The organism is Bordetella sp. 02P26C-1 (genome assembly GCF_009763255.1).
GTDB lineage: Bacteria > Pseudomonadota > Gammaproteobacteria > Burkholderiales > Burkholderiaceae_B > Bordetella_A.
Genome location: NZ_WSJB01000005.1, coordinates 63,714 through 83,096, shown reverse-complemented (window position 1 = coordinate 83,096; position 19,383 = coordinate 63,714). Strand labels below are relative to the sequence as shown.

Below are 19,383 nucleotides of genomic sequence, written 5' to 3'. Positions count from 1 at the left end.
CCGCCAATCACGACATGCACGCATCTGACACCGCATTTCCCGGGCCCATGGGCACCGGTTTTCCAGAGGGAGGCGCGACGGCGTCGGACCGTTTGCGGCCGCACGAGTATGTGATCAGCGGCTCGAATCCCTTGGTGGCTGCAGCGAACCCTTTGTTGGATTTGATCCCGCAGATTCGTGCCACCACCTCGCATCCATCGCCGGCCATGTTGCGCGAGCATTTGCTCGACGAGATTCGTCAGTTCGAATTGCGCGCGCAGCAGGCCGGCATCCCGAACGAAACCATTTTGGGTGCCCGTTATTGCCTGTGCACGGCGCTGGACGAGGCCGCGGCGTTGACGCCATGGGGCGGCAATGGCGTATGGTCGGCGCATAGTCTGCTGGTGACGTTTCACAATGAGACCTGGGGCGGGGAGAAATTTTTCCAACTGTTGGCCAAGCTGTCGCAGAACCCGAGTCAGCATTTAGACCTGCTGGAACTGCTGTACTACTGTCTGGTCCTCGGATTCGAGGGGCGCTATCGCGTTCTGGACAATGGTCGCTCGCAACTGGAAACGCTGCGTCAGCGCTTGCTGCGTATTCTGCGCAGTGCGCGGGGCGAGTATCCGCGCGCATTGTCGCCGCATTGGCAGGATGTGCCCGCCCAAACACAGCTGCGGCGCTTGCCCGTGCCGTTATGGGTATTCGGTGCGCTGGCCGCGGTGCTGGCGCTGGCGATCTACTGGGCCTTGGCATGGCATCTGAGCCGTCAGTCTGACGCGGTGTTCGCAGCCATCAGCAATGTGAGTCCGCCCAAGGTGCAGATCGCGCCAACGCGCCAACCTGCCGCAGCCCCGCGTCTGGCGGTGTTCTTGTCGCCCGAAATCCGTGATGAATTGGTCTCCGTGCGCGATGAGGTCGACCGCAGCGTAATCGTGCTACGGGGCGACGGGCTGTTCGAGTCGGGCTCTGCCTCGGTGCGAGATCAGTACCTGCCTGTGTTGTCGCGCGTGGCCGACGCCCTGCGGCAAACGCAAGGCGAAATCCTCGTGCGTGGCTATTCCGACAATATCCCGATTCGTAGCGCTCGCTATCCGTCGAACTGGCATCTGTCGCAGGCACGGGCCGATGCGGTCAAAACACTGTTGGAGCAGCGACTCGATCAGCCGCAACGCGTGCGGGCAGAAGGACGGGGCGACGCCGATCCGGTGGCGCCCAATGATACGGCGGCTGGCCGCGCGCGCAATCGCCGTGTTGAGATCACATTAATGGTGCCGCCCGTCCCGAGAGGCGCAACCGTCGAGGGTGCGCAACAATGATTCATCGCCTGTTCAGTTTCATCTTTAGCCGCGGGTTGTGGAATTTCCTGGGCCTGGTGGCGATCGCCCTGCTGATCTGGATTGGCGGGCCCTTGCTCGCCATCGGCAACACACGTCCGTTGGAAAGCGAGACGACCCGCATCGTAGTCATCGCGGTGCTGTTCGCGTTATGGCTGTTACGCATCCTGTGGCGTAAATGGCGTGAGGGACGTCTCAATGCGCAACTGCTGGGGCAATTGCGCAAGCCCTCAACCAAGAAAAAGGTCGAGCCAGAGCCGCAAAATGGCGAAATACGCCAGCTGGAAGAGCGCTTTAACGAAGCCGTTGAACTGCTGCGAAAAACGCGTTTCGAGGGGGATAAACGCCGGCTGTCGCTATCGCGGTTTTCCAAGCAGCATCTCTATCAATTGCCGTGGTACGTCATCATCGGCGCTCCCGGCGCGGGCAAGACAACGGCCCTGGTGAATTCGGGGCTGAACTTTCCGCTGGCCGATCGTTTCGGCAAGGTGGCGCTGCGTGGGGTAGGGGGCACTCGCAACTGCGATTGGTGGTTCACCGACGATGCCGTGTTGTTAGATACGGCCGGACGTTACACCACGCATGAGAGCGACGCGATCGGTGACGAGCAGGAATGGAAAGGCTTTCTCGGTCTGCTCTCAAAATTCCGAGGCCGGCAACCCATTAACGGCGCGATGCTCACCATTAGCGTGGAGGACTTGCTCGCCGCCTCGGACGCCGAGCGCGCGCAGCACGCGGCCGTGTTGCGCCGGCGCCTGCAAGAGTTGCGCGAGCAGTTGGGCATCCAGTTCCCGGTCTATGTGCTGGTGACCAAGACCGACTTGTTATCGGGCTTTGAAGAATACTTTGCCTCTTTCAGCCGCGAAGATCTCTCGCAGGTCTGGGGCTTCACGCTGCCTTATACGCGCACGCAGGAAGCGGACTTCGACCTATACGAGGCGTTCCACGCGGAATACCGCCTGCTGCAGCGGCGTCTGGACGATGCGCTACCCGAAGTCATGGCGGCGGAGCCAGATGCCGCGCGTCGCGCGCGCGCCTATATGCTGCCGCAGCAGTTCGCCGGGCTGCAATCGTTGCTCGGTAACTTCCTGAGCGATGTGTTTGCCACCTCGAAGTTCGAAGCGCGGCTGGTGCCGCGCGGTGTGTACTTCACCAGCGGCACGCAAGGCGGCGAAACCTTCGATCAGGTCACAGGTCATCTGAAGCGTTATCTGCGCATCGACGGCGGCGCCTCGCAGGCCATCGCCGCTCGGGAAGAGGGCGGACGCAGTTACTTCCTCAAGGGCGTGCTGCAGGATGTGATCTTTCGCGAGGCGGGGCTTGCCGGACGCAATCTGCGTTGGGAGCGGCGCTACCGCCGTCTGCATTGGGCGGGTTATGGTTTGATTCTGGCGATCCTGACCGCGCTGCTGGTCGGCTGGTTCGTCAGCTATCGGAATAACGCCAACTATGTGGCAGACGTCGAGGGCCGTGTGCCCACGGTCGAAAAGCTGGCGCGAGATATCAAGATCACGCGAGCCGGGGATGTGCTGGGCCTGATGCCGTTCCTCGATAGCCTGTGGTATCTGCCACGCCATGCGGATTTCGAGCTCGATGCGCCGCCGCTGACCTATCAGTTCGGTCTGTATCAGGGGCAGAAGCTCAACGCCGCCGCACAGGGCGTCTATCGCGATACGCTCGAGCAAGTCTTGTTGCCTCAGGTCGCGCGCCGCGTAGAGAGCGCCCTGCGTACCGCTTCCCCGGATGATCTGGAATATTCCTATGAGGCGCTGCGGGCTTATCTGATGCTATACGAGGCCGATCATTACGACACGGAATTCATGCATGCGTGGCTGCTGTCCGATATGCAGAACACCTTGCCCGAGGGCTATACGCGCCGCCAATATGACCTGATGTCTCTGCATCTGCGCAACCTCGTGCAGGGGCGTGTGTTGTCCTCGCCATTTCCACGCGATGAGGAACTGGTGACGCAGATGCGCGAACGGCTCGCGCACTATACGCTGGCCCAGCGCGCGTACAGCCGCCTGCGCAGACTCTTATCCAATACTGATCAAGGGCCTGAGCAGACCGCCATCACGCTGGGCGGGCCGCAAGCCAGCTCGGTGTTCGTGCGCAAAAGTGGCAAGCCTCTCACGCAAGGCATCCCGGCGCTGTATAGCTACGACGGTTACTGGAAGGTCTTTAACCAGCGAGTGAATCGTGTCGCCGAGCTGCTGCGTCAGGACGATGCATGGGTGCTGGACATCGCGCCTCCCGGCGCGCTGGATCAGCCCGCGCAGCAGCAGTTGATCGTGGATATCAAGCGGCTGTACATGAACGACTATGTGCAGCAATGGGACGCGTATTTGAATGATCTCAAGCTCGCCCCCGCGACATCGCTTTTGGAAAACATTCAAATCGCACGCACTTTGTCCGCGCCGGATTCTCCCCTGGTCAAGCTCGTACAGGGGGTGGCGCGAGAGACCAATTTGTTGCGCGACACGAACGACGGGCGGTCCCTCATGGATCAGGCTCGCGAGCGCGTCAGTAGCACACGCGATGCGCTGGAGCAGATGTTCGGGCCGACGGGCCCCAACTCCGCAACGCGTGCCGATGCCAGTACCGAGAAACTCGAACGCATTGTGGATCAGCACTTCGAGCCCTATCGTCGGCTCGCGCAGAGCGAAGCGCAAGGCGGACAGCCCGTGATCGCGGCTACCACGGGGCTGATCAACGAGCTCTATACGTATCTGACCGCTGCCGACGCCGCACTGCGTAGTGCCAGCCCCGCGCCGAATTCCGAAGTCGTGACCAAGCTGCGCGCCGAGGCCGGGCGTTTGCCAGAGCCGTTGCGCGATGTGCTCAATACGATGTCGGTCAACGCCTCGGACGAGATCTCCGGCGCGGCGCGTCAGCGTATGGGCGAGACGATGACGGCTACCGTAGGGCTGTTTTGTCGTCAGTCCATCGCCGGCCGCTATCCCTTTGCGCGCAGTTCGCCGCGCGATGTGGCGCCCAACGACATGGCGCGCTTGTTCGGCCCCAACGGCATGATGGACGAGTTCTTTCAGAAGGAGTTGGCTCCGCATATTGACGTCTCGGGATCGCGTTGGCGGTTCAAGCCCGGCATTGACGGTGGCCGGGGCGACAGCGCGGCGTATCTGGATTCCTTTCAACGGGCCGGCGTGATTCGCGATGTGTATTTCATGGCGGGAAATCCTTTGCCCTCCTATCGGGTCGCGATCCGGCCGATAGAGATGGATGCACAAATCACGCAGTTCGTCCTCGACGTCGACGGCCAGGCGGTACGCTATGCACACGGACCACAAGTGGCGACCAATGTGCAATGGCCGGGGCCACGCGGATCCAATCAAGTGCGCATCGAACTCGAACCGCAAGCCGGCGGGGCAGGGTTGTCCGCATCGGGGCCTTGGGCGCTGAATCGCCTGCTGGACAAGGCTCAGCTGCGGCGCGGCGCATCGCCTGAGATCACCATCGCGACCTTTGATATCAACGGCAGGAAAGTCGTGTTGGAGATCACAGCCAGCAGCGTCAAGAGTCCTTTTCATCTTCCCGAAATGCAGGGCTTTTCCTGCCCCGGCCGTTAGGTGAGACTGGCGATGAATGACGTCACGGCGCAGCTCGGTTGGTACGGCAAGATCCCGGCATCGGGCGACTTCGTGCACCGTCGGTTGCCCCGTGAGCTGATCGCCTGGTGGGATCGCTGGCTGCAATTCGGTCTGGCCGCCGTCAAGCAAGCGCCGAATGACAGCGCAAGCCGCAGTTTTGCCACGGCGCCAATCTGGAATTTTGCTATTCCGTCCGGGCCTAGTGGCGGGGCTGTGCAGTTGGGCTGCCTCGCGCCAAGCCGCGATCGTGTGGGGCGCGCGTATCCGCTATGCGTGACATGGACGGTCGCCGCGGCGCACTACGATGCAGGGATGTTGGACGGGGCGACCGAGTTCTACCGCAAGATCGGCGCGGGCATTCTCTCGGCCGTGCGGCATGGCTGTGCGACCGAACAATTCGATCGTGAACTGCTGGCGGTGCCTTTACCGTGCGCGGCGCGGCCATCCGTGGCCTCCAGCAGCGGTAGTGACATTATGGATATTCTGAATGCTGGCCGCGACGCCGTGGCGGCACCGCTGTCATCGCGCGAGTTGGCAGCCTGGCCGGAGCTCTCGCTGTGCTTTAACCCCAGTTCGCATACAAGCTATTGGTGGACGAACCAGGCTGATGGCGCGTCGCATCAGACTTATATCCATGGCGGGGCGTTGAACGCCGCGCTGTTCACACGACTGTTCGCGTCGCTGCCCGCGTGGCGCTAGCGATGCCACCGGTGCACGGAGTCCCTGCATGAGTACGACATCCTTCACGCTACATCCTGACGCATCGACCTTGCGGCCGCTGAATTTGATCGCCGCCGTGGCCAGAGGCGGCGTGCCGCAAAAGCGTATCCAGCGCGTGCTTGCCGAATTGATCGAAGCGTTAGCACCCTTGCACGCAGAGGGTCGCGTGCATGGCGGCATCGCCACGAGTACGGTGGGGTTGGACGCATCGGGTCACGCGCATCTGATGCATGCGCCGTTGTCTCCTGCCCCGGACGCCGAGGAGGCAACGCGAATCGAAGGGTATGCCGCCTTCGAGCAGTACACCGATGACCCGGATTGGCAGTGTGGTCCATGGACCGATGTCTACGGGCTTAGCGCATTAGCCCATGCAATGGTGATGGGTGCCGCGCCGCCCGGCGCGCTGGCGCGTCGTGTCAAGGATCTCGCCACGCCGTTGGTGGAGATAAGCCCCGCCGGTTACGACCGCGAATTCCTGCAAACCATCGATAGCGGTTTGTCGTTAGCACCGGCGGGGCGACCCGCAACGCTACAGGCGTTCTGTGCGGCCGTCGGACTGGCGTGGCCGGGGCAGCTTGCGACAGAGACCGATCAAACGTCGTCTGTCGTCGACCGCGACGCTGCTACAGTGGCCGTAGCGCCGCAGACTGAGCATGCGGTGCAGGCGCAGGTCGCCCGTGAGGAGGCGGCCGCTGCGTTGCCCCCGGTGGCTGCCGCACCGGTGCGCCCGCGAGGCACGCGCGTGCCTTTGCTGTTGCTCCTCGGTGTGCTGGGCGCGATCGCGTTGGGCGTTTATATCTGGCTGCAGTCCGTGGCGCCGCCGCGCTCGGCCAATTACGCAGGCGCGACTCCCGAACACGAGGAAGCCGCGTCGATGCCGCCGAGCGTTCCCGAGCCGCCCGCGTTATCTCAACTTGAGCAGCGTGATGGCGAAGCAAACCGCGCGCAAACCGGAGCCGTATCGTCCGCTACATCCAGCCCAGAACAGTCAGAACCAGCCCCAGTCTCTGACTCTGCCTCACAACCGCCAACAAGGTCTGACGCTGCAGCGCCTCTGGCGGACACAGCTTCCGATGCGGCTTCTGACGAGGGCGATGCGACCCTGCATAGCACCCCTGACGCTCCCGCGTCGACTGCAGCGGTTGCTTCGTCCACCGCCGAGACCACCGCGAATCCAGACGTCGGGGCGTCGTCAGACTCTGTTGCTACGGCAACGACTGGGGTCCACCAACGTCCAGCGCCCGTCGGCGCCGATACTGATTCCGCAGGCAGCGCTGCGACAGCGCCACAGCCGCAGCCTTCCGCGTCCGAGACGTCGAACGAGCCAGAACCTACTGCTGCAGCTAACGACACCGTCGTTGGAACCCCGCCCGAGCCGTCTCCCTCCACGGAGAAGCCCCCCACCGCGACCCCTGTCGCCGTGCCGGTCCGGGTGCGCCCGTGGGGCGAAGTCCTGATCAACGGCCGCTCGCGTGGCGTCAGCCCTCCCTTAGGGCGGATCATGCTCACGCCGGGCAGCTATAACGTCACGATCCGCAATCCCGCCGCGGGAGAATATCGCGGCAGAATCACCGTGGCTCCCGGCGGGGGCGCTGCGATTTCTCACACTTTCGAGTAATGCGTTTCCACGCAAATGCCCCCGGTTACGCGCGCAGCGGGGGCATTCGGCGGGTAAAGGCCTATCAGCGGCTAGCGGTCACATCTTCCAAATCCGGGATGTCGGCATCCACCAAAAGGTCGCTGGTGAACATATAGCCCCAGCCATGTACCGCTTTAATGGGGAGGCGTACGCGTTGTGCCGCGGCTTTGCGGCGCATGCGACTGATCATGACGTCGATAAAACGGCCGCGCCGCTCGCTCTCGGGACCTTCGCCAGACGCCAGGTCGGCGCTGAGCGCATCGCGGCTGATGCGCTTATCGGGCTCGTGTGCGAATCGCAGCAGCAGGCTGCGCTCGGCGGTGGTCAAGGACAGCATTTGCCCCGTGGGGGCCATCAGCGCCCATCCTTTGCTGGTCAGGCGCCATTTCCCCGTGGAGGAAGCGGTCTCGAGCGGAACCGAGTAGCTGTGCGCAGCGTGCGTGGGCGTGGGTGTGGGGACATAGGTCTGCGGCGCGGGCTCCACCGCCGCAGCGTGTTGTGCCGCTTCAGCGATACGGCGCATCAACGATTGTAGAACCGCCGCCAGCTCCAGCCCCGAGGTGGTCGCGTCCAGGCAGGCGTCGGCGCCGCTCAACAGGGTTCTTACCCGCGAATCGCTATCCGGAAAATCCGCGATCGCCACAATGCCGACGGCAGGCAGCATGACGCGCAATTGCGCCGCGGCGATGTCGATCAGTGATAAACCGCCGGTTAGCACCACCAGAGGCACGGCATGCTGAGACAGATGCTCGTACAGTTGTGCCAGCTCGCCATAGTGGTGAACCTTGAACCCCAGGTGGGTAAGCTCGGTGATTTGAGAAACGGCGGGGTCGTCGCCAGTGAGGAAAAGAACGTCCGGCGATGTATTCATGGTTTTATTCCGAATAAGGCATCGAGACCATTGCATGGTCCGCGCCTAGTCTAACTCGGCCAGAGCCTGGAGTTTGTAAGGACTTACAAAGAGTCCGGCAAGGTTTGCGTAAGATGTTGGCCCTGGTTCTATCTGCGCGCGTCGAGGATAATCGACAGGGCGCGGCAAGTGAGCGGAAAGACGCATCTTGTGTGACGCAGTGTTTCATTCAGTGCGGTGGCGGAGAGTGTCCGCGCTACAGTCAGTCAGTGTACAAACATCTGGAGGTGAAGATGTTCAGGAAGTTGCGGGTAAGCCAATTCGTGTTAGCGGGCCTGGTACTAGGCGCGGCAGGATGTGCGGAAACCACCGTGCACACCCAGGCTCATGCCGAGGGCGCGGCCGCGACCCATGCCGCCACCAGCGCCGATTCGTTTGCGCAAACTGCATGGCAGCTGACCCGTTGGGTTGAAAAAGGTGGGGCGAGTCGGCCCATCGCCCTGGGACAGAACGCCCAGCCGGTTGAGCTGGTGTTCCTGGCTCAAGGCAAGGAATATCGGGTCAACGGCTACTCCGGGTGCAACCGCTATTTCGGTAATTATCGCTTGCAAGATGGGAAGCTGTCGATTTCTGTCCGGGGCAATACGCGAATGGCCTGCCCGGATCCTGCTCGAGCCGCGCTCGAAAACGCATATCTGAAGGCCTTGGGCGAGGTCTCGTCGTTTACGTTGGATAGCGGCAGCGCTCCGCGCCATCTGACCTTTAATCTGCGCGACGGCGACGTGCTGGAGTTCACGCGCACGCAGGATCCTCCGACGCCGCAGTAGGCACCACAGCCGGGCGATCGGCCCGGCTCGTTTACTATTACGCCGCTACATTCAACGCGGTACCGCTAGTCATGTCCAATGTCGTAAACATCGCTGCTTACAAATTCGTTCCCCTGGACGAGCTCCCCGTCTTGCGCGCCGAGATGCTCGCGCGCGCTCAGGCAGCCGAGCTAAAGGGAACGATCCTGCTTGCCGAAGAAGGCATCAATCTCTTTTTGGCAGGCTCGGCCACGGGAATCGAGTCCTGGCTGCAATGGTTGCAGTCCGACCCGCGCTTTGCCGAGCTGGAAGTCAAATACAGCTATTCGGATCATGTGCCGTTTCGCAAGATGCTGGTCAAGATCAAGCGCGAAATTATCCGTATGAATCACCCGGCGATTCAGCCGCGCGCCGGCCGTGCCCCTGCCGTGGCGCCGACCACGCTGGCGCGCTGGCTCGAGCAAGGCCAGGACGACGAAGGGCGGCCTATCGTCATGCTGGACACGCGCAACGCGTTCGAGGTGGATGAGGGCACGTTCGAAGGCGCGATAGATTGGCGCATCGACCGCTTCACCCAATTCCCCGAGGCGGTGCTGGCCAATCGGGACAGTCTGGAAGGCAAGACGGTGGTGAGCTTCTGTACGGGCGGAATACGCTGCGAGAAGGCAGCTATCTTCATGGCCGAAGCGGGTATCGATCACGTCTACCAGCTCGATGGCGGGATCCTCAAATACTTCGAGGAAACCGGCGGCCGCGGCTTTAAGGGCAACTGTTTTGTGTTTGACGAGCGCGTAGCGCTCGATCCGAGTCTGGCGCCCACGGCGGAACCGGGCGAGGCCAGTCAGTAACGACCCAGGGGCGCTGCGATATCGGCGTTCACGCGGCGCCTTGCCCGCCATGAACGCCGACTAGCATCGAGCGTTAGCGCACGCGCATACCCGGTTGCGCGCCAGGCCAGGGCTCCAGCACGTAGATGCCGGCGTCCACCTTGTCATCCGCGTGGCTGCCCGCCAGCACCATCCCTTCGGACACCCCGAACTTCATCTTGCGCGGCGCGAGGTTGGCCACCATGACGGTCAGCTTGCCGATCAGATCCTCGGGCTTATAGGCCGACTTGATGCCCGAGAACACATTGCGGTGACGGCCTTCGCCCACGTCCAGGGTCAGTTGCAGCAGCTTGGTCGAACCCTCGACATGCTGGCAGTCGACGATCTTGGCAATACGCAGGTCGATCTTGGCGAAATCGTCGATCGTGATCGTGTCGGCGATGGCTTCGCCACCGGGCGTCGGCGCGGCCGGTTCGGGCGCGGCCGGCGGCTCGAACAGCTGGTCCAGCATGGTCGGGTCCACGCGTTGCATCAGATGCTTGAAGGGCGCCACACGCTCGGGCAGTACGGCGGCATCGGCCCAGGTGTACGGTTGAGCGGCCCCAAACAGCTCGCACGCCACGCGCTCGGTCAGCGCCGGCAACACCGGCGTCAACATCACGGACAACGCCTTGAAACCCGCCAGCGTGCGCGAGCAGATGTCTTGCAGCGCGGCCTTTTGTGCGTCGTCCGCCGTGCTGATGCCTTTGGCCAGCACCCACGGCTGCGCGCTATCGAACGCCTGATTGATGCCGTCCGCATACGCCATGATCTCGCGGATCGCGCGGTTATATTCGCGCGCCTCGAAGGCGGCGCGGATCGACTCGGCCTGCGCGGCAAAGCTTGCCGACAAGGCTTCGGTGTCGCCCGTATAAGCCAGCGCCCCGTCAAAATGCTTGGTGATAAAGGTCGCCGCGCGGCTGGCGATATTGACGTACTTGCCGACCAGATCGCTATTGACGCGGGCGACAAAGTCTTCCGGGTTGAAATCGATATCCTCGACACGGGCGTTCAGTTTGGCGGCGATGTAATAGCGCAGCCATTCCGCGTTCATGCCGATGTCCAGATAGCGCAGCGGCGAAATCCCCGTGCCGCGGCTCTTGGACATTTTCTCGCCGCTGACAGTGATGAAGCCATGCACATTCAGCGCATCCGGCGTCTTGCGACCGGCGAATTTCAGCATGGCCGGCCAGAACAGCGCGTGGAAATAAATGATGTCCTTGCCGATAAAGTGCACCTGCTCGGTGTCGCTTTCCGGGTCGAGCAGCGCGTCGAAATCCAGGCCTTCCTTCTGGCAATAGGCCTTCAACGACGCCAGATACCCCACCGGTGCATCCAGCCACACGTAAAAATACTTGCCCGGCGCATCCGGAATCTCGATGCCGAAGTACGGCGCATCGCGCGAGATATCCCAGTCGCCGAGCTTGGCCTCGCCGTCATCGCCGCCCAGCCATTCGCGCGTCTTGGCCTGCACCTCGGCCTGCAAATGCTTGATCCCGCGCGCGTTGGCGCCGGTCGTCCATTGCTGCAGGAATTCCACGCAGCGCGGATCCGACAGCTTGAAGAAAAAGTGATCCGACGACTTCAGCACGGGCGTGGCGCCCGTCAGGGCCGAGTACGGGCTGATCAGCTCGGTCGGGGCGTAGACCGCGCCGCAGACCTCGCACGAATCGCCGTATTGATCCTTGGCATGGCATTTCGGGCATTCGCCCTTGATGTAACGGTCGGCCAGGAACATGCCCTTGACCGGATCGTAGAACTGTTCGATTGAACGCGTTTCGATCAGCCCCTGGGCCTTGAGCGCACGATAGATGTCTTGCGACAGGGCGACGTTTTCGTCGGAATCGGTCGAGTGCCAGTGATCGAAACGGATATGAAAGCCGTTCAGATAGCGCGGACGTTCGGCCGCATAGCGCGCCACCAGGTCACGCGGCGTGATGCCTTCTTTCTCGGCCTTGAGCATGATGGGCGCGCCGTGCGCGTCATCGGCCCCCACGAAGTGCACGGTATGGCCCGCCATGCGCATGGCGCGCACCCAGATATCGGCCTGAATGTATTCCATGATGTGACCGATATGGAAAGATCCGTTGGCGTAGGGCAGCGCGGTCGTGACGAACAGGGTGCGAGACATATCGTGGGATGAATGAGAGGAAAAAGTAACGTGTATTTTACCGGCCCGCGAAAGTCCCTTGCGGGGGCTTTAAGCCCGCCCCAAAAACAACACCCCCGCGCCGGGCAGGGCCGGAGCAGGGGATGGCGGCTAGGATGCTACGCGATCAGGCCGCCGGGGCCGGAACGGTCGGGCCCGTCTGATTAACGGATTTCGCGCGCTTCGACGTCGATCACGTCCTGACGCGGGGGCGTAAAGCCGCCGCCCGAGGCGGTCGCGCCCGCCGGCCGGAACGGATTCGGGCGCGCGGTCTGGCGCTGGCTCCAGTAGGCGCGCACGCCGAACGGCTTGCCTCGCACCTTGGCGACCAGGTACAGAATACCGACCGCGATAGCAGTGGAAATCATGAAGGCCAGGGCCATCGCCATGCCGAAAAGGGCCAGCACGGCGAATGCCACAGCTCGGAGAATTCGGGAAATTGTGTCGATCATGAGTGTCGGATGCAAAACAGGAGAAAAGGTTCCCGTGTATCCGCTATCCTTCGGGTAGCGGCAGGTGTAAGTCTCCTGCCTTTGGAATAAGAGTAATGAGTATAACGATAGCGCAAGTACGCAGCGCATTACGCACGGTAACAGATTCGCCGCAGGCTGGCGACGCCGGGGGCGGGCAGGCGCTGGATCGACTCGTGAAGGACGCCGATATCGTCATCGATGGCGAGGCGGTGTCCGTGTCCGTGGCGCTGGGGTATCCCGCCGGCTGGGCGGCGCCTTGCGTGGAGAAAGCGGCGCGAGACGCCCTGCACGCCGCCGGTATTGCGCGCGCCGAGGTCACAATCAGCTGGGCCGTGAAACCGCACGCCGTTCAGCGCGCACTTCGGCCCTTGTCCAATGTGCGCAATATCATCGCCGTCGCGTCCGGCAAGGGCGGCGTAGGCAAGAGCACGACGGCCGCCAACCTGGCGCTTGCCCTATCGGCCGATGGCGCCAAGGTCGGTCTGCTTGACGCAGACATTTACGGTCCGAGCGTGCCCGCCATGCTGGGCATCACCGGTCGCCCCGTCAGCCATGACAATAAAACCATGGAGCCCTTGCAAGGCCATGGCCTGCAGGCGAATTCGATCGGCTTTCTGATTGACGCCGATGCGCCGGCCATCTGGCGCGGCGCCATGGTCACACGGGCGTTCGAGCAGATGCTGCGCCAGACAAACTGGGGCGATCTGGATTATCTGATCGTCGATATGCCGCCCGGCACGGGCGACCTGGCGCTGACGCTGGCGCAGAAAGTGCCCGTCGTGGGCGCTGTGATCGTGACAACTCCCCAGGACCTGGCGCTCTTGGATGCGCGTAAGGGATTACGCATGTTTCAAAAGGTCGACGTCCCGGTGCTGGGGGTCATCGAAAATATGGCCGTCCATCTTTGCAGCCATTGCGGCCACGCGGAACACATCTTTGGCGAGGGAGGCGGTCAGCGCATGGCACAAGAGGTCAACGTGCCCTGGCTGGGCAGCCTGCCACTGGCAAAGACAATACGCGAGCAGGCCGATGCGGGTCGTCCCACGGTTATTGCGGACCCGGACAGCGAGGCCGCGCATCATTATCGCGACATTGCGCGCAGACTCGCCCGCGCCGTGGCCGCGTTGCCCCCGGATAGGGCCGGCAAGCTGCCGCCCGTCGTCGTTCAGGCGGCGGGGTGATACATGCGAGCAGTCATCGGTTTTGTTTTGTTGATGGCAGTGGGTCTGGGATGGATGGGAGCCGCGCGGGCCGAGGAGCCCGAGGTGATTATCGATCCCGGTGGCGTGCCGCCCGCGGCGCTGAGCTCCATTACCGAAGCGGTCGCCGCGATCACGCGGCTGGCCGAGGATCAGGATGGCGGCGAAATCGACCGGCTGCGCCGTCGCGCCCGCGACGCGGTGCTGGCCGCATTGGCCACGCAAGGCTATTTCACGCCCAAGGTCACCTTGCAGGCAGGCGAGGCGCTAGGCCGAGAGACCTGGGATATCTCGATCGAGCCTGGCAAACGCGCCACCGTGAGCGCGGTCGATCTGAAATTCACCGGTCGAGTGACTCGTCCTGAGTACGCCGAGCGTGTCGCGGAACTGCGTGAGTCCTGGTCCTTAAAAGTCGGGCAACCCTTTATCAACAGCGATTGGAACAAAGCCAAATCCACGCTGCTGGACGATTTGTCCTCGCGGGATTTCATGCTCGCTTATCTGGCCGAGTCCGACGCCGCCGTGTATGCCGAGACGGCCGAGGTGCGACTGTCCGTCACCTTCGATAGTGGCCCGCTGGTGCGCATGGGGCCCATGCATACGCAGGGGTTCAAGCGAGTGCCAGAGTCCTTAGCCAAGCGCTATGTCCGCTACGATGTTGACGAGCCCTATGATCAGAACAAGCTCAATGAATGGCAGCAGATGCTGCAGTCGACCTCGTTCTTTCGCGGCGCATTCGTCACGCTAGGTTCCCAGGAGCAGGACGAAAAGACCGACGCCGAGGAGGCGCCGATTTCTGAAACTGGCAAACTGCCCGCCGTGACGCCCGCTGGCGACCCGGAGGTCGCCAGCGCCGACGCGTCCAGCGCGGCGGACGGGCGCAATTCGGATGGCGTGATCACGCTGCCCGTCGATGTCCGCGTGGTCGAAGGCCCGGCGCGCCGGGTCAGTGCGTCCATCGGTCTGGACGACGAAGTCGGTGCACGGGCTCAGGCGGTGTACCAACAGAATGTGGTGTTCGACTGGCCGGTGATTTTTGAGAGTGGCATCAGCCTGGATCGCAAGGAGCAACGCGCCTACGCGGACTTCCATCTGCCGCCAGATGAAAAGGGGCAAAAGGATTCGTTCGGTTTTCTGGCCCGGCATAAATATATTCAGGGCCAGGATGAGCGCCGCGTGGCGGTCGGTGCCACCCGCGTACGCGAGCGCAAGGGCGCGGGCGACAGTCGCGTTGACTACGAGAACCGTTGGGGCGCGTTGCTGGCGTACGATCAGGTCAAACTTGATGGCGGTGACGCGTTCGACCTGCCCACGGCCACGCTGACGTCGGAATTCTTGCGCCGCGACGTCAACGACAAATACGATCCGCGTGAAGGCAATCTGATTTCGCTCGGGGGCGGTGTCGGGATGGTGCTTAACACCGGCAAACCCTTTTTCCGCACGCGCATACGCGCCCAGCAGTGGTGGCCCGTCGGCGAACGCGATGTGCTGACGGTGCGTGGCGAAGTCGGGCGTATCTGGTCCGATAAGAACACCCGCGTACCGGACGACTTCGGTTTTCGGACAGGCGGGGCGCGCTCGATCCGCGGCTATCGTTATCTGAGTATCGGCGAGCACCGCGATGACGCCGTGGTCGGGGCCGCGACGCTGGCCGTGGCCAGCATTGAATACGACCACTATTTCGATGAGCGCTGGGGGATGGGTGTCTTTGTCGACGCGGGCGATGCGGCGGAGTCATTCGGTGAGATGAAGCTTCACTTGGGTTACGGCGCGGGCTTGCGGGTGCGTACCCCCGCCGGGCCGATATTTCTGGACGTGGCTTACGGTCAGGAACGGCACGATCTGCGGCTGCATTTTTCGTTGGGGATCGCGTTTTGAAGTGGCTGCGAGGGTTATTACGTCTCCTGTTTGTCTGGGGATTCCCGCTATTACTCACGCTGTTCATTGCGTTGTGCGGCTTGGCGTTGTGGCTGACCGGGACGCAAACCGGCACCCGAACCTTGCTCAAGGTCGTGGCGCAGCAGTTCGACGGCGTCGTGGAAGACGTCAACGGCTCGATACTCGGCGGCCTAGAGGTGGGGCGCTTGCAAATCGTCCCACCCGGCGCGGCGGTGGACCTGACGGACTTGCGTTTGCGCGTGCGTTGGCGGGCGCTGCAGGATTATCAGCTGCATGTCGAGGAACTGTCGGCGGCCACGCTGCGCGTCGATGTCGTCACGAGTGACGATGACGCTGAGCAGGACGCCAACGAGCCGGTCGTCGTGCCCGAATTGCCGCTGACTGTCGCCGTGGACCGTTTTGCCGTCGGCGATCTGGCCGTGACGCTCAATGGCGAACCCTTGCCCGTCGCTGTCAGTGATCTGGCGGCCCAGCTCAGTACGCAGAAAGACGGTGCCCAGCTGGTCGTCAATAGCCTGCGTGTCGCACACGAGCAGATCCAGGCGAACCTGGACGGTCGTGTCGATTTGCGCCAGCTCAGCGAGCCGTGGCCGTTGCAAGCCAGCCTCAACATTGCCGCGCAGAGCACAGGCGTGGACTCGCCACTCTGCGCCACGCGAGCGTTGCATCTGCCGCCGGCTGACGCGCTCGCAAAAGGGAAAACCAGTCAGGCAGGCCGCGCGAAAAACGACGGCAAGGCGGGCAAGCCTGCGGCTGCAGCGAAAAAGGCCGGGAAACAAACCAAGGACGCTAAAGAATCGCACACGGCCGCCGAGGCTGCCAAGCCGCCTTCGCAACCGACCGCCGCCTCCGCTGTTGTCTGCGCGGCGACCGCACGTATCCAGGCCGAGGGCTCATTATCCGAAATGACCGTGCGGCTTGATGGCGCGACGGCGGATGGCGCGCTCAAGCTGGCCGCCCAGGCTGGGCTGGCGCTGGAGCAGGCCTTTCCGCTGCGTACCGCCAATCTGGACCTGCGCCTGGCCGATGATTCGGGAGCCACTATCACCCTGGATCGCCAGCCGCTGCCCGATAGCGTTGGGGTCGATCGCCTGGTTGCCACCCTTGACGCCCGGCGCCTCAATCTCGGGGCGCTCGCGGGCGATGCGTTGCCGCCTGGGCTGCTAAGCGCGCGCATGGCGCTCGAGGCGCAACTGGTCGATGTGTTCACGCTGCGTCAAGCGGACGTGCAACTGCAAATCGATAAAGATAGCCGCTGGAACCGCCAACCGCTGTTTGGAACCCTGAAAGGGCGCGTTGACGTGCCCGCGACCGGCGCGCAAGCCGCAGCGTCTGCCACTTCGCCGTCCATCACCCCGGGCTCGACACCTGCCGTAAAAGCGCCCACGCCGTCCGATGACCCGTTGGCGGGCTTTAAGCTGCACGATTTGGTGCTGGATCTCACCTTGGGTCCCAATCGAGTCAAAGCGCAAGGCGAACTGATCGAAGGGGCGGGTGCGCTGACGCTGGACGCCCAGGCGCCGAGGCTGGACGCTTTCTGGCCGGATCTGCCGGGTGGCGCCACCCTCAAAGGCAAATTGGCTGGCCGACTCGATCAGCACAAGGGTGAACTGTCGGCGCGCTATACCCCCGCTGACTCGCGGGCCGACACGCTGGGCCGTGCGCCCATGCAGGCCGACGTCGCTTTTACCGGCGGCTGGGGCGCCCCGGTCGTGCGCGCCCGTCAGGACGAGGCTGTGTCCGCCGCACCTGACGCCACGCAGCGACCCGATGACGCGAAAGCAGCGGCCGGCGCGACCACGTCAGCCGATTTGCGGGCGGCACTCACCGGATGGCGCGGCAAAATCGATCGCTTGACCGCGAGTTCGATGAATTTCAGCGCCAGTTTGCAACCCGTCACGCTCGCTTTTCTCCCGGATGCGCAGACTCCTCAATGGCAATGGGAGGTGGCCGCGACCCAGCTGACGTTGACACTACCGAACAAGCAACGCGCCGTGATTGCTCACCAGGGCTCGCGCGGTGGCCAGGGGCGCTGGCAGACGGCCGGCCGCGCCGATAACCTCGAAATCAACAGCGCGATGCTGCGCGAGATCATGCGCGCCCTGGACCCGGCTGCGGCCGAGGCGCAGCGCCAAAATCGCGTCAACGCGCGAGGCTCGCAGGCGTCGCGCCGCATTGCGCTGGATGCCGCCTGGGACCTGCAATTCGCCGGCGCATTGTCCGGCACAGCGCGAATCGCCCGTCGCGACGGCGATCTGCGTATCCCGGGCGATCCGCCTATCCCGCTTGGTCTGACGCGCCTGGTGGTGGATGTCAAAGCCACGCCGACCGGAGGGGGCGCGAGCCGCCTGGATGCTTCTTTAGACGTGCGCACCCAGAAAATGGGCGTGATGTCCGGGACGGCGACCGCCGTGCTGCTGGCTGACGCCCATGGCGGCTTTAGCCTGGATGAAAAGCGCCCGATACGCGCCGATCTCAACGCGAACATCGATGATCTGACCTGGGTCGATCTGTTCGTTGGCGATACGATGGAGATACGCGGCAAGCTTCAGGCCAATGTCAGCGCGCAAGGCACGCTCAACGGCAAATGGGCCACGAGCGGCACCGTGCGCGGTCGTGACCTGCGCGTGGTGCGCATCGATGACGGCGTGCGCTTGATCGATGGCACACTCGACGCACATTTGGACGGCACGCGGGTTGTGTTGGACTCGCTACGGTTCCCCGCATCGCTGCGCGTGATGCCCGACGAGTGGCGCACGCGCGAATGGATCACCCAGAATCCCGACGCCAAGGGCGGCTACGCCGAGGCGACCGGATGGTGGGATATCGAGACTTCGCAGGGCGCGATTCGCCTGAAGCTGTATCGATTCCCGGCGCTGCAACGCTCCGATCGTTACGCCATGGTGTCGGGTACGATCAATCTCGATGCCCAACTGCCGCGCTTATCGATTACCGGCGATCTGACGGCCGACGCCGGCTGGTTCAGCCTTGAAATTCTGCAGGGCGTGCCGACGCTGGATGACGATGTGCACGTGATCCGTCCGGGAGACAGCCAGACCACGCGCAGCTCGCCCCTGCAGATCACCATGGACCTGAAGTTCGATATGGGTCCGAGGTTCTACATCACGGGCATGGGTCTGGACGCCGGGCTGGTGGGATCACTGCAAATTCATATGGCCGATGGCCGATTGACGGGCATAGGCGCCTTGCGCACTCGCGCGGGCGGCATCGAAGCCTATGGACAGAAATTGCGGCTGCGCCGAGGCACCCTGACGTTCCAAGGCAGGCTGGACAACCCGATCCTGGATATCGAGGCCCTCCGTACCGGAGAGCAAGTCGAAGCCGGTGTCAGAGTCACGGGTACCGCCCAACGTCCGCGCATCGATCTGGTGTCTTACCCCGATGTCAGCGACGTAGAGAAACTATCGTGGCTGATCCTCGGGCGTGGCCCGGACGAAAATGGCAACGACGCGGCGCTGCTGTTGTCGGTGGGCACCGCGCTGCTGGGTGGGGGGCAGCCGTTCTATAAACAGTTCGGGCTGGATGACGTCAGTATCCGTTCGGGCAACATCGGCAGCTCTGGCAGTCTCCTGCCCGACCGGACGGTGGCCAGCCAGGTCAACTCGGGCAGCGACAGCGATCTCGCCACGCAGTTCCTGGTTGCGAGTAAGCGTTTCGCCAACGGCATCACGCTCAGCCTCGAACAGGCCATGGCGGGTTCGGAAACCGTGGGACGGGCCAGTTATCAACTGTCTCGACACTGGTCGGTGGATCTCAAGGGCGGCGCCGTTAATGGCATCGCATTGGTATACAAAACGTTCTTCGCCGATTAAGCGGTGCGCGCCTCAGAGCCTGCAT

At 63.1% G+C, this 19,383-nt stretch carries 12 protein-coding genes; 9 read left to right on the top strand and 3 right to left on the bottom strand.

Annotated elements, in window-relative coordinates; translation table 11 throughout:
- Positions 1 to 14 precede the first annotated feature (14 nt).
- The 4 genes from GOQ28_RS03635 to GOQ28_RS03620 are packed head-to-tail and all read left to right on the top strand — an operon-like array spanning position 15 to position 7,262.
- Positions 15 to 1,298 carry a DotU family type VI secretion system protein gene (locus GOQ28_RS03635; RefSeq protein ID WP_370519863.1) on the top strand — a complete coding sequence of 428 codons (1,284 nt, stop codon included), beginning with the start codon at positions 15 to 17 and terminating at the stop codon, positions 1,296 to 1,298.
- Positions 1,295 to 4,903: a type VI secretion system membrane subunit TssM gene (tssM, locus tag GOQ28_RS03630; RefSeq protein WP_160355462.1), complete on the top strand. Its 3,609-nt coding sequence runs from the start codon at positions 1,295 to 1,297 to the stop codon at positions 4,901 to 4,903. The genes GOQ28_RS03635 and tssM overlap by 4 nt, the downstream gene beginning before the upstream one ends.
- A gap of 12 nt (positions 4,904 to 4,915) precedes the next feature.
- Positions 4,916 to 5,623 carry a type VI secretion system-associated protein TagF gene (gene tagF, locus GOQ28_RS03625; protein WP_160348727.1) on the top strand — a complete coding sequence of 236 codons (708 nt, stop codon included), beginning with the start codon at positions 4,916 to 4,918 and terminating at the stop codon, positions 5,621 to 5,623.
- Positions 5,624 to 5,651: 28 nt separating this feature from the next.
- Positions 5,652 to 7,262, top strand: a complete 1,611-nt coding sequence (locus GOQ28_RS03620; RefSeq protein WP_160355461.1) for a hypothetical protein — start codon at positions 5,652 to 5,654, stop codon at positions 7,260 to 7,262.
- 64 nt (positions 7,263 to 7,326) lie between these two features.
- Here GOQ28_RS03620 and GOQ28_RS03615 read toward each other — a convergent pair whose 3' ends face one another.
- Positions 7,327 to 8,154 carry a winged helix-turn-helix domain-containing protein gene (locus GOQ28_RS03615; protein ID WP_160355460.1) on the bottom strand — a complete coding sequence of 276 codons (828 nt, stop codon included), beginning with the start codon at positions 8,152 to 8,154 and terminating at the stop codon, positions 7,327 to 7,329.
- A 284-nt stretch (positions 8,155 to 8,438) separates the two neighbouring features.
- Here GOQ28_RS03615 and GOQ28_RS03610 point away from each other — a divergent pair, with 284 nt between their 5' ends.
- Both GOQ28_RS03610 and GOQ28_RS03605 read left to right on the top strand, forming a co-directional pair.
- Positions 8,439 to 8,960: an META domain-containing protein gene (locus tag GOQ28_RS03610; protein ID WP_370519866.1), complete on the top strand. Its 522-nt coding sequence runs from the start codon at positions 8,439 to 8,441 to the stop codon at positions 8,958 to 8,960.
- A gap of 71 nt (positions 8,961 to 9,031) precedes the next feature.
- Positions 9,032 to 9,787, top strand: a complete 756-nt coding sequence (locus GOQ28_RS03605; RefSeq protein ID WP_160355459.1) for a sulfurtransferase — start codon at positions 9,032 to 9,034, stop codon at positions 9,785 to 9,787.
- Between the two features lie 73 nt (positions 9,788 to 9,860).
- On the opposite strand, the gene metG is transcribed toward GOQ28_RS03605, so the two are convergent.
- Both metG and GOQ28_RS03595 read right to left on the bottom strand, forming a co-directional pair.
- Positions 9,861 to 11,936, bottom strand: a complete 2,076-nt coding sequence (gene metG / locus GOQ28_RS03600) for a methionine--tRNA ligase (protein WP_160348722.1) — start codon at positions 11,934 to 11,936, stop codon at positions 9,861 to 9,863.
- A gap of 182 nt (positions 11,937 to 12,118) precedes the next feature.
- The gene (locus GOQ28_RS03595) at positions 12,119 to 12,406 is read right to left on the bottom strand and encodes a hypothetical protein (RefSeq protein WP_160348721.1); all 288 of its coding nucleotides are present in this window, start codon (positions 12,404 to 12,406) and stop codon (positions 12,119 to 12,121) included.
- Positions 12,407 to 12,501: 95 nt separating this feature from the next.
- Here GOQ28_RS03595 and apbC point away from each other — a divergent pair, with 95 nt between their 5' ends.
- The 3 genes from apbC to GOQ28_RS03580 are packed head-to-tail and all read left to right on the top strand — an operon-like array spanning position 12,502 to position 19,358.
- On the top strand, positions 12,502 to 13,608 hold the full coding sequence (gene apbC, locus GOQ28_RS03590) for an iron-sulfur cluster carrier protein ApbC (protein WP_160355458.1): 1,107 nt from the start codon (positions 12,502 to 12,504) through the stop codon (positions 13,606 to 13,608).
- 3 nt (positions 13,609 to 13,611) lie between these two features.
- Positions 13,612 to 15,504, top strand: a complete 1,893-nt coding sequence (locus tag GOQ28_RS03585; protein ID WP_160355457.1) for a BamA/TamA family outer membrane protein — start codon at positions 13,612 to 13,614, stop codon at positions 15,502 to 15,504.
- Entirely contained in the window at positions 15,501 to 19,358 is a 3,858-nt protein-coding gene (locus GOQ28_RS03580) for a translocation/assembly module TamB domain-containing protein (RefSeq protein WP_160355456.1), read from the top strand. The genes GOQ28_RS03585 and GOQ28_RS03580 overlap by 4 nt, the downstream gene beginning before the upstream one ends.
- The last annotated feature ends 25 nt before the right edge of the window (positions 19,359 to 19,383 follow it).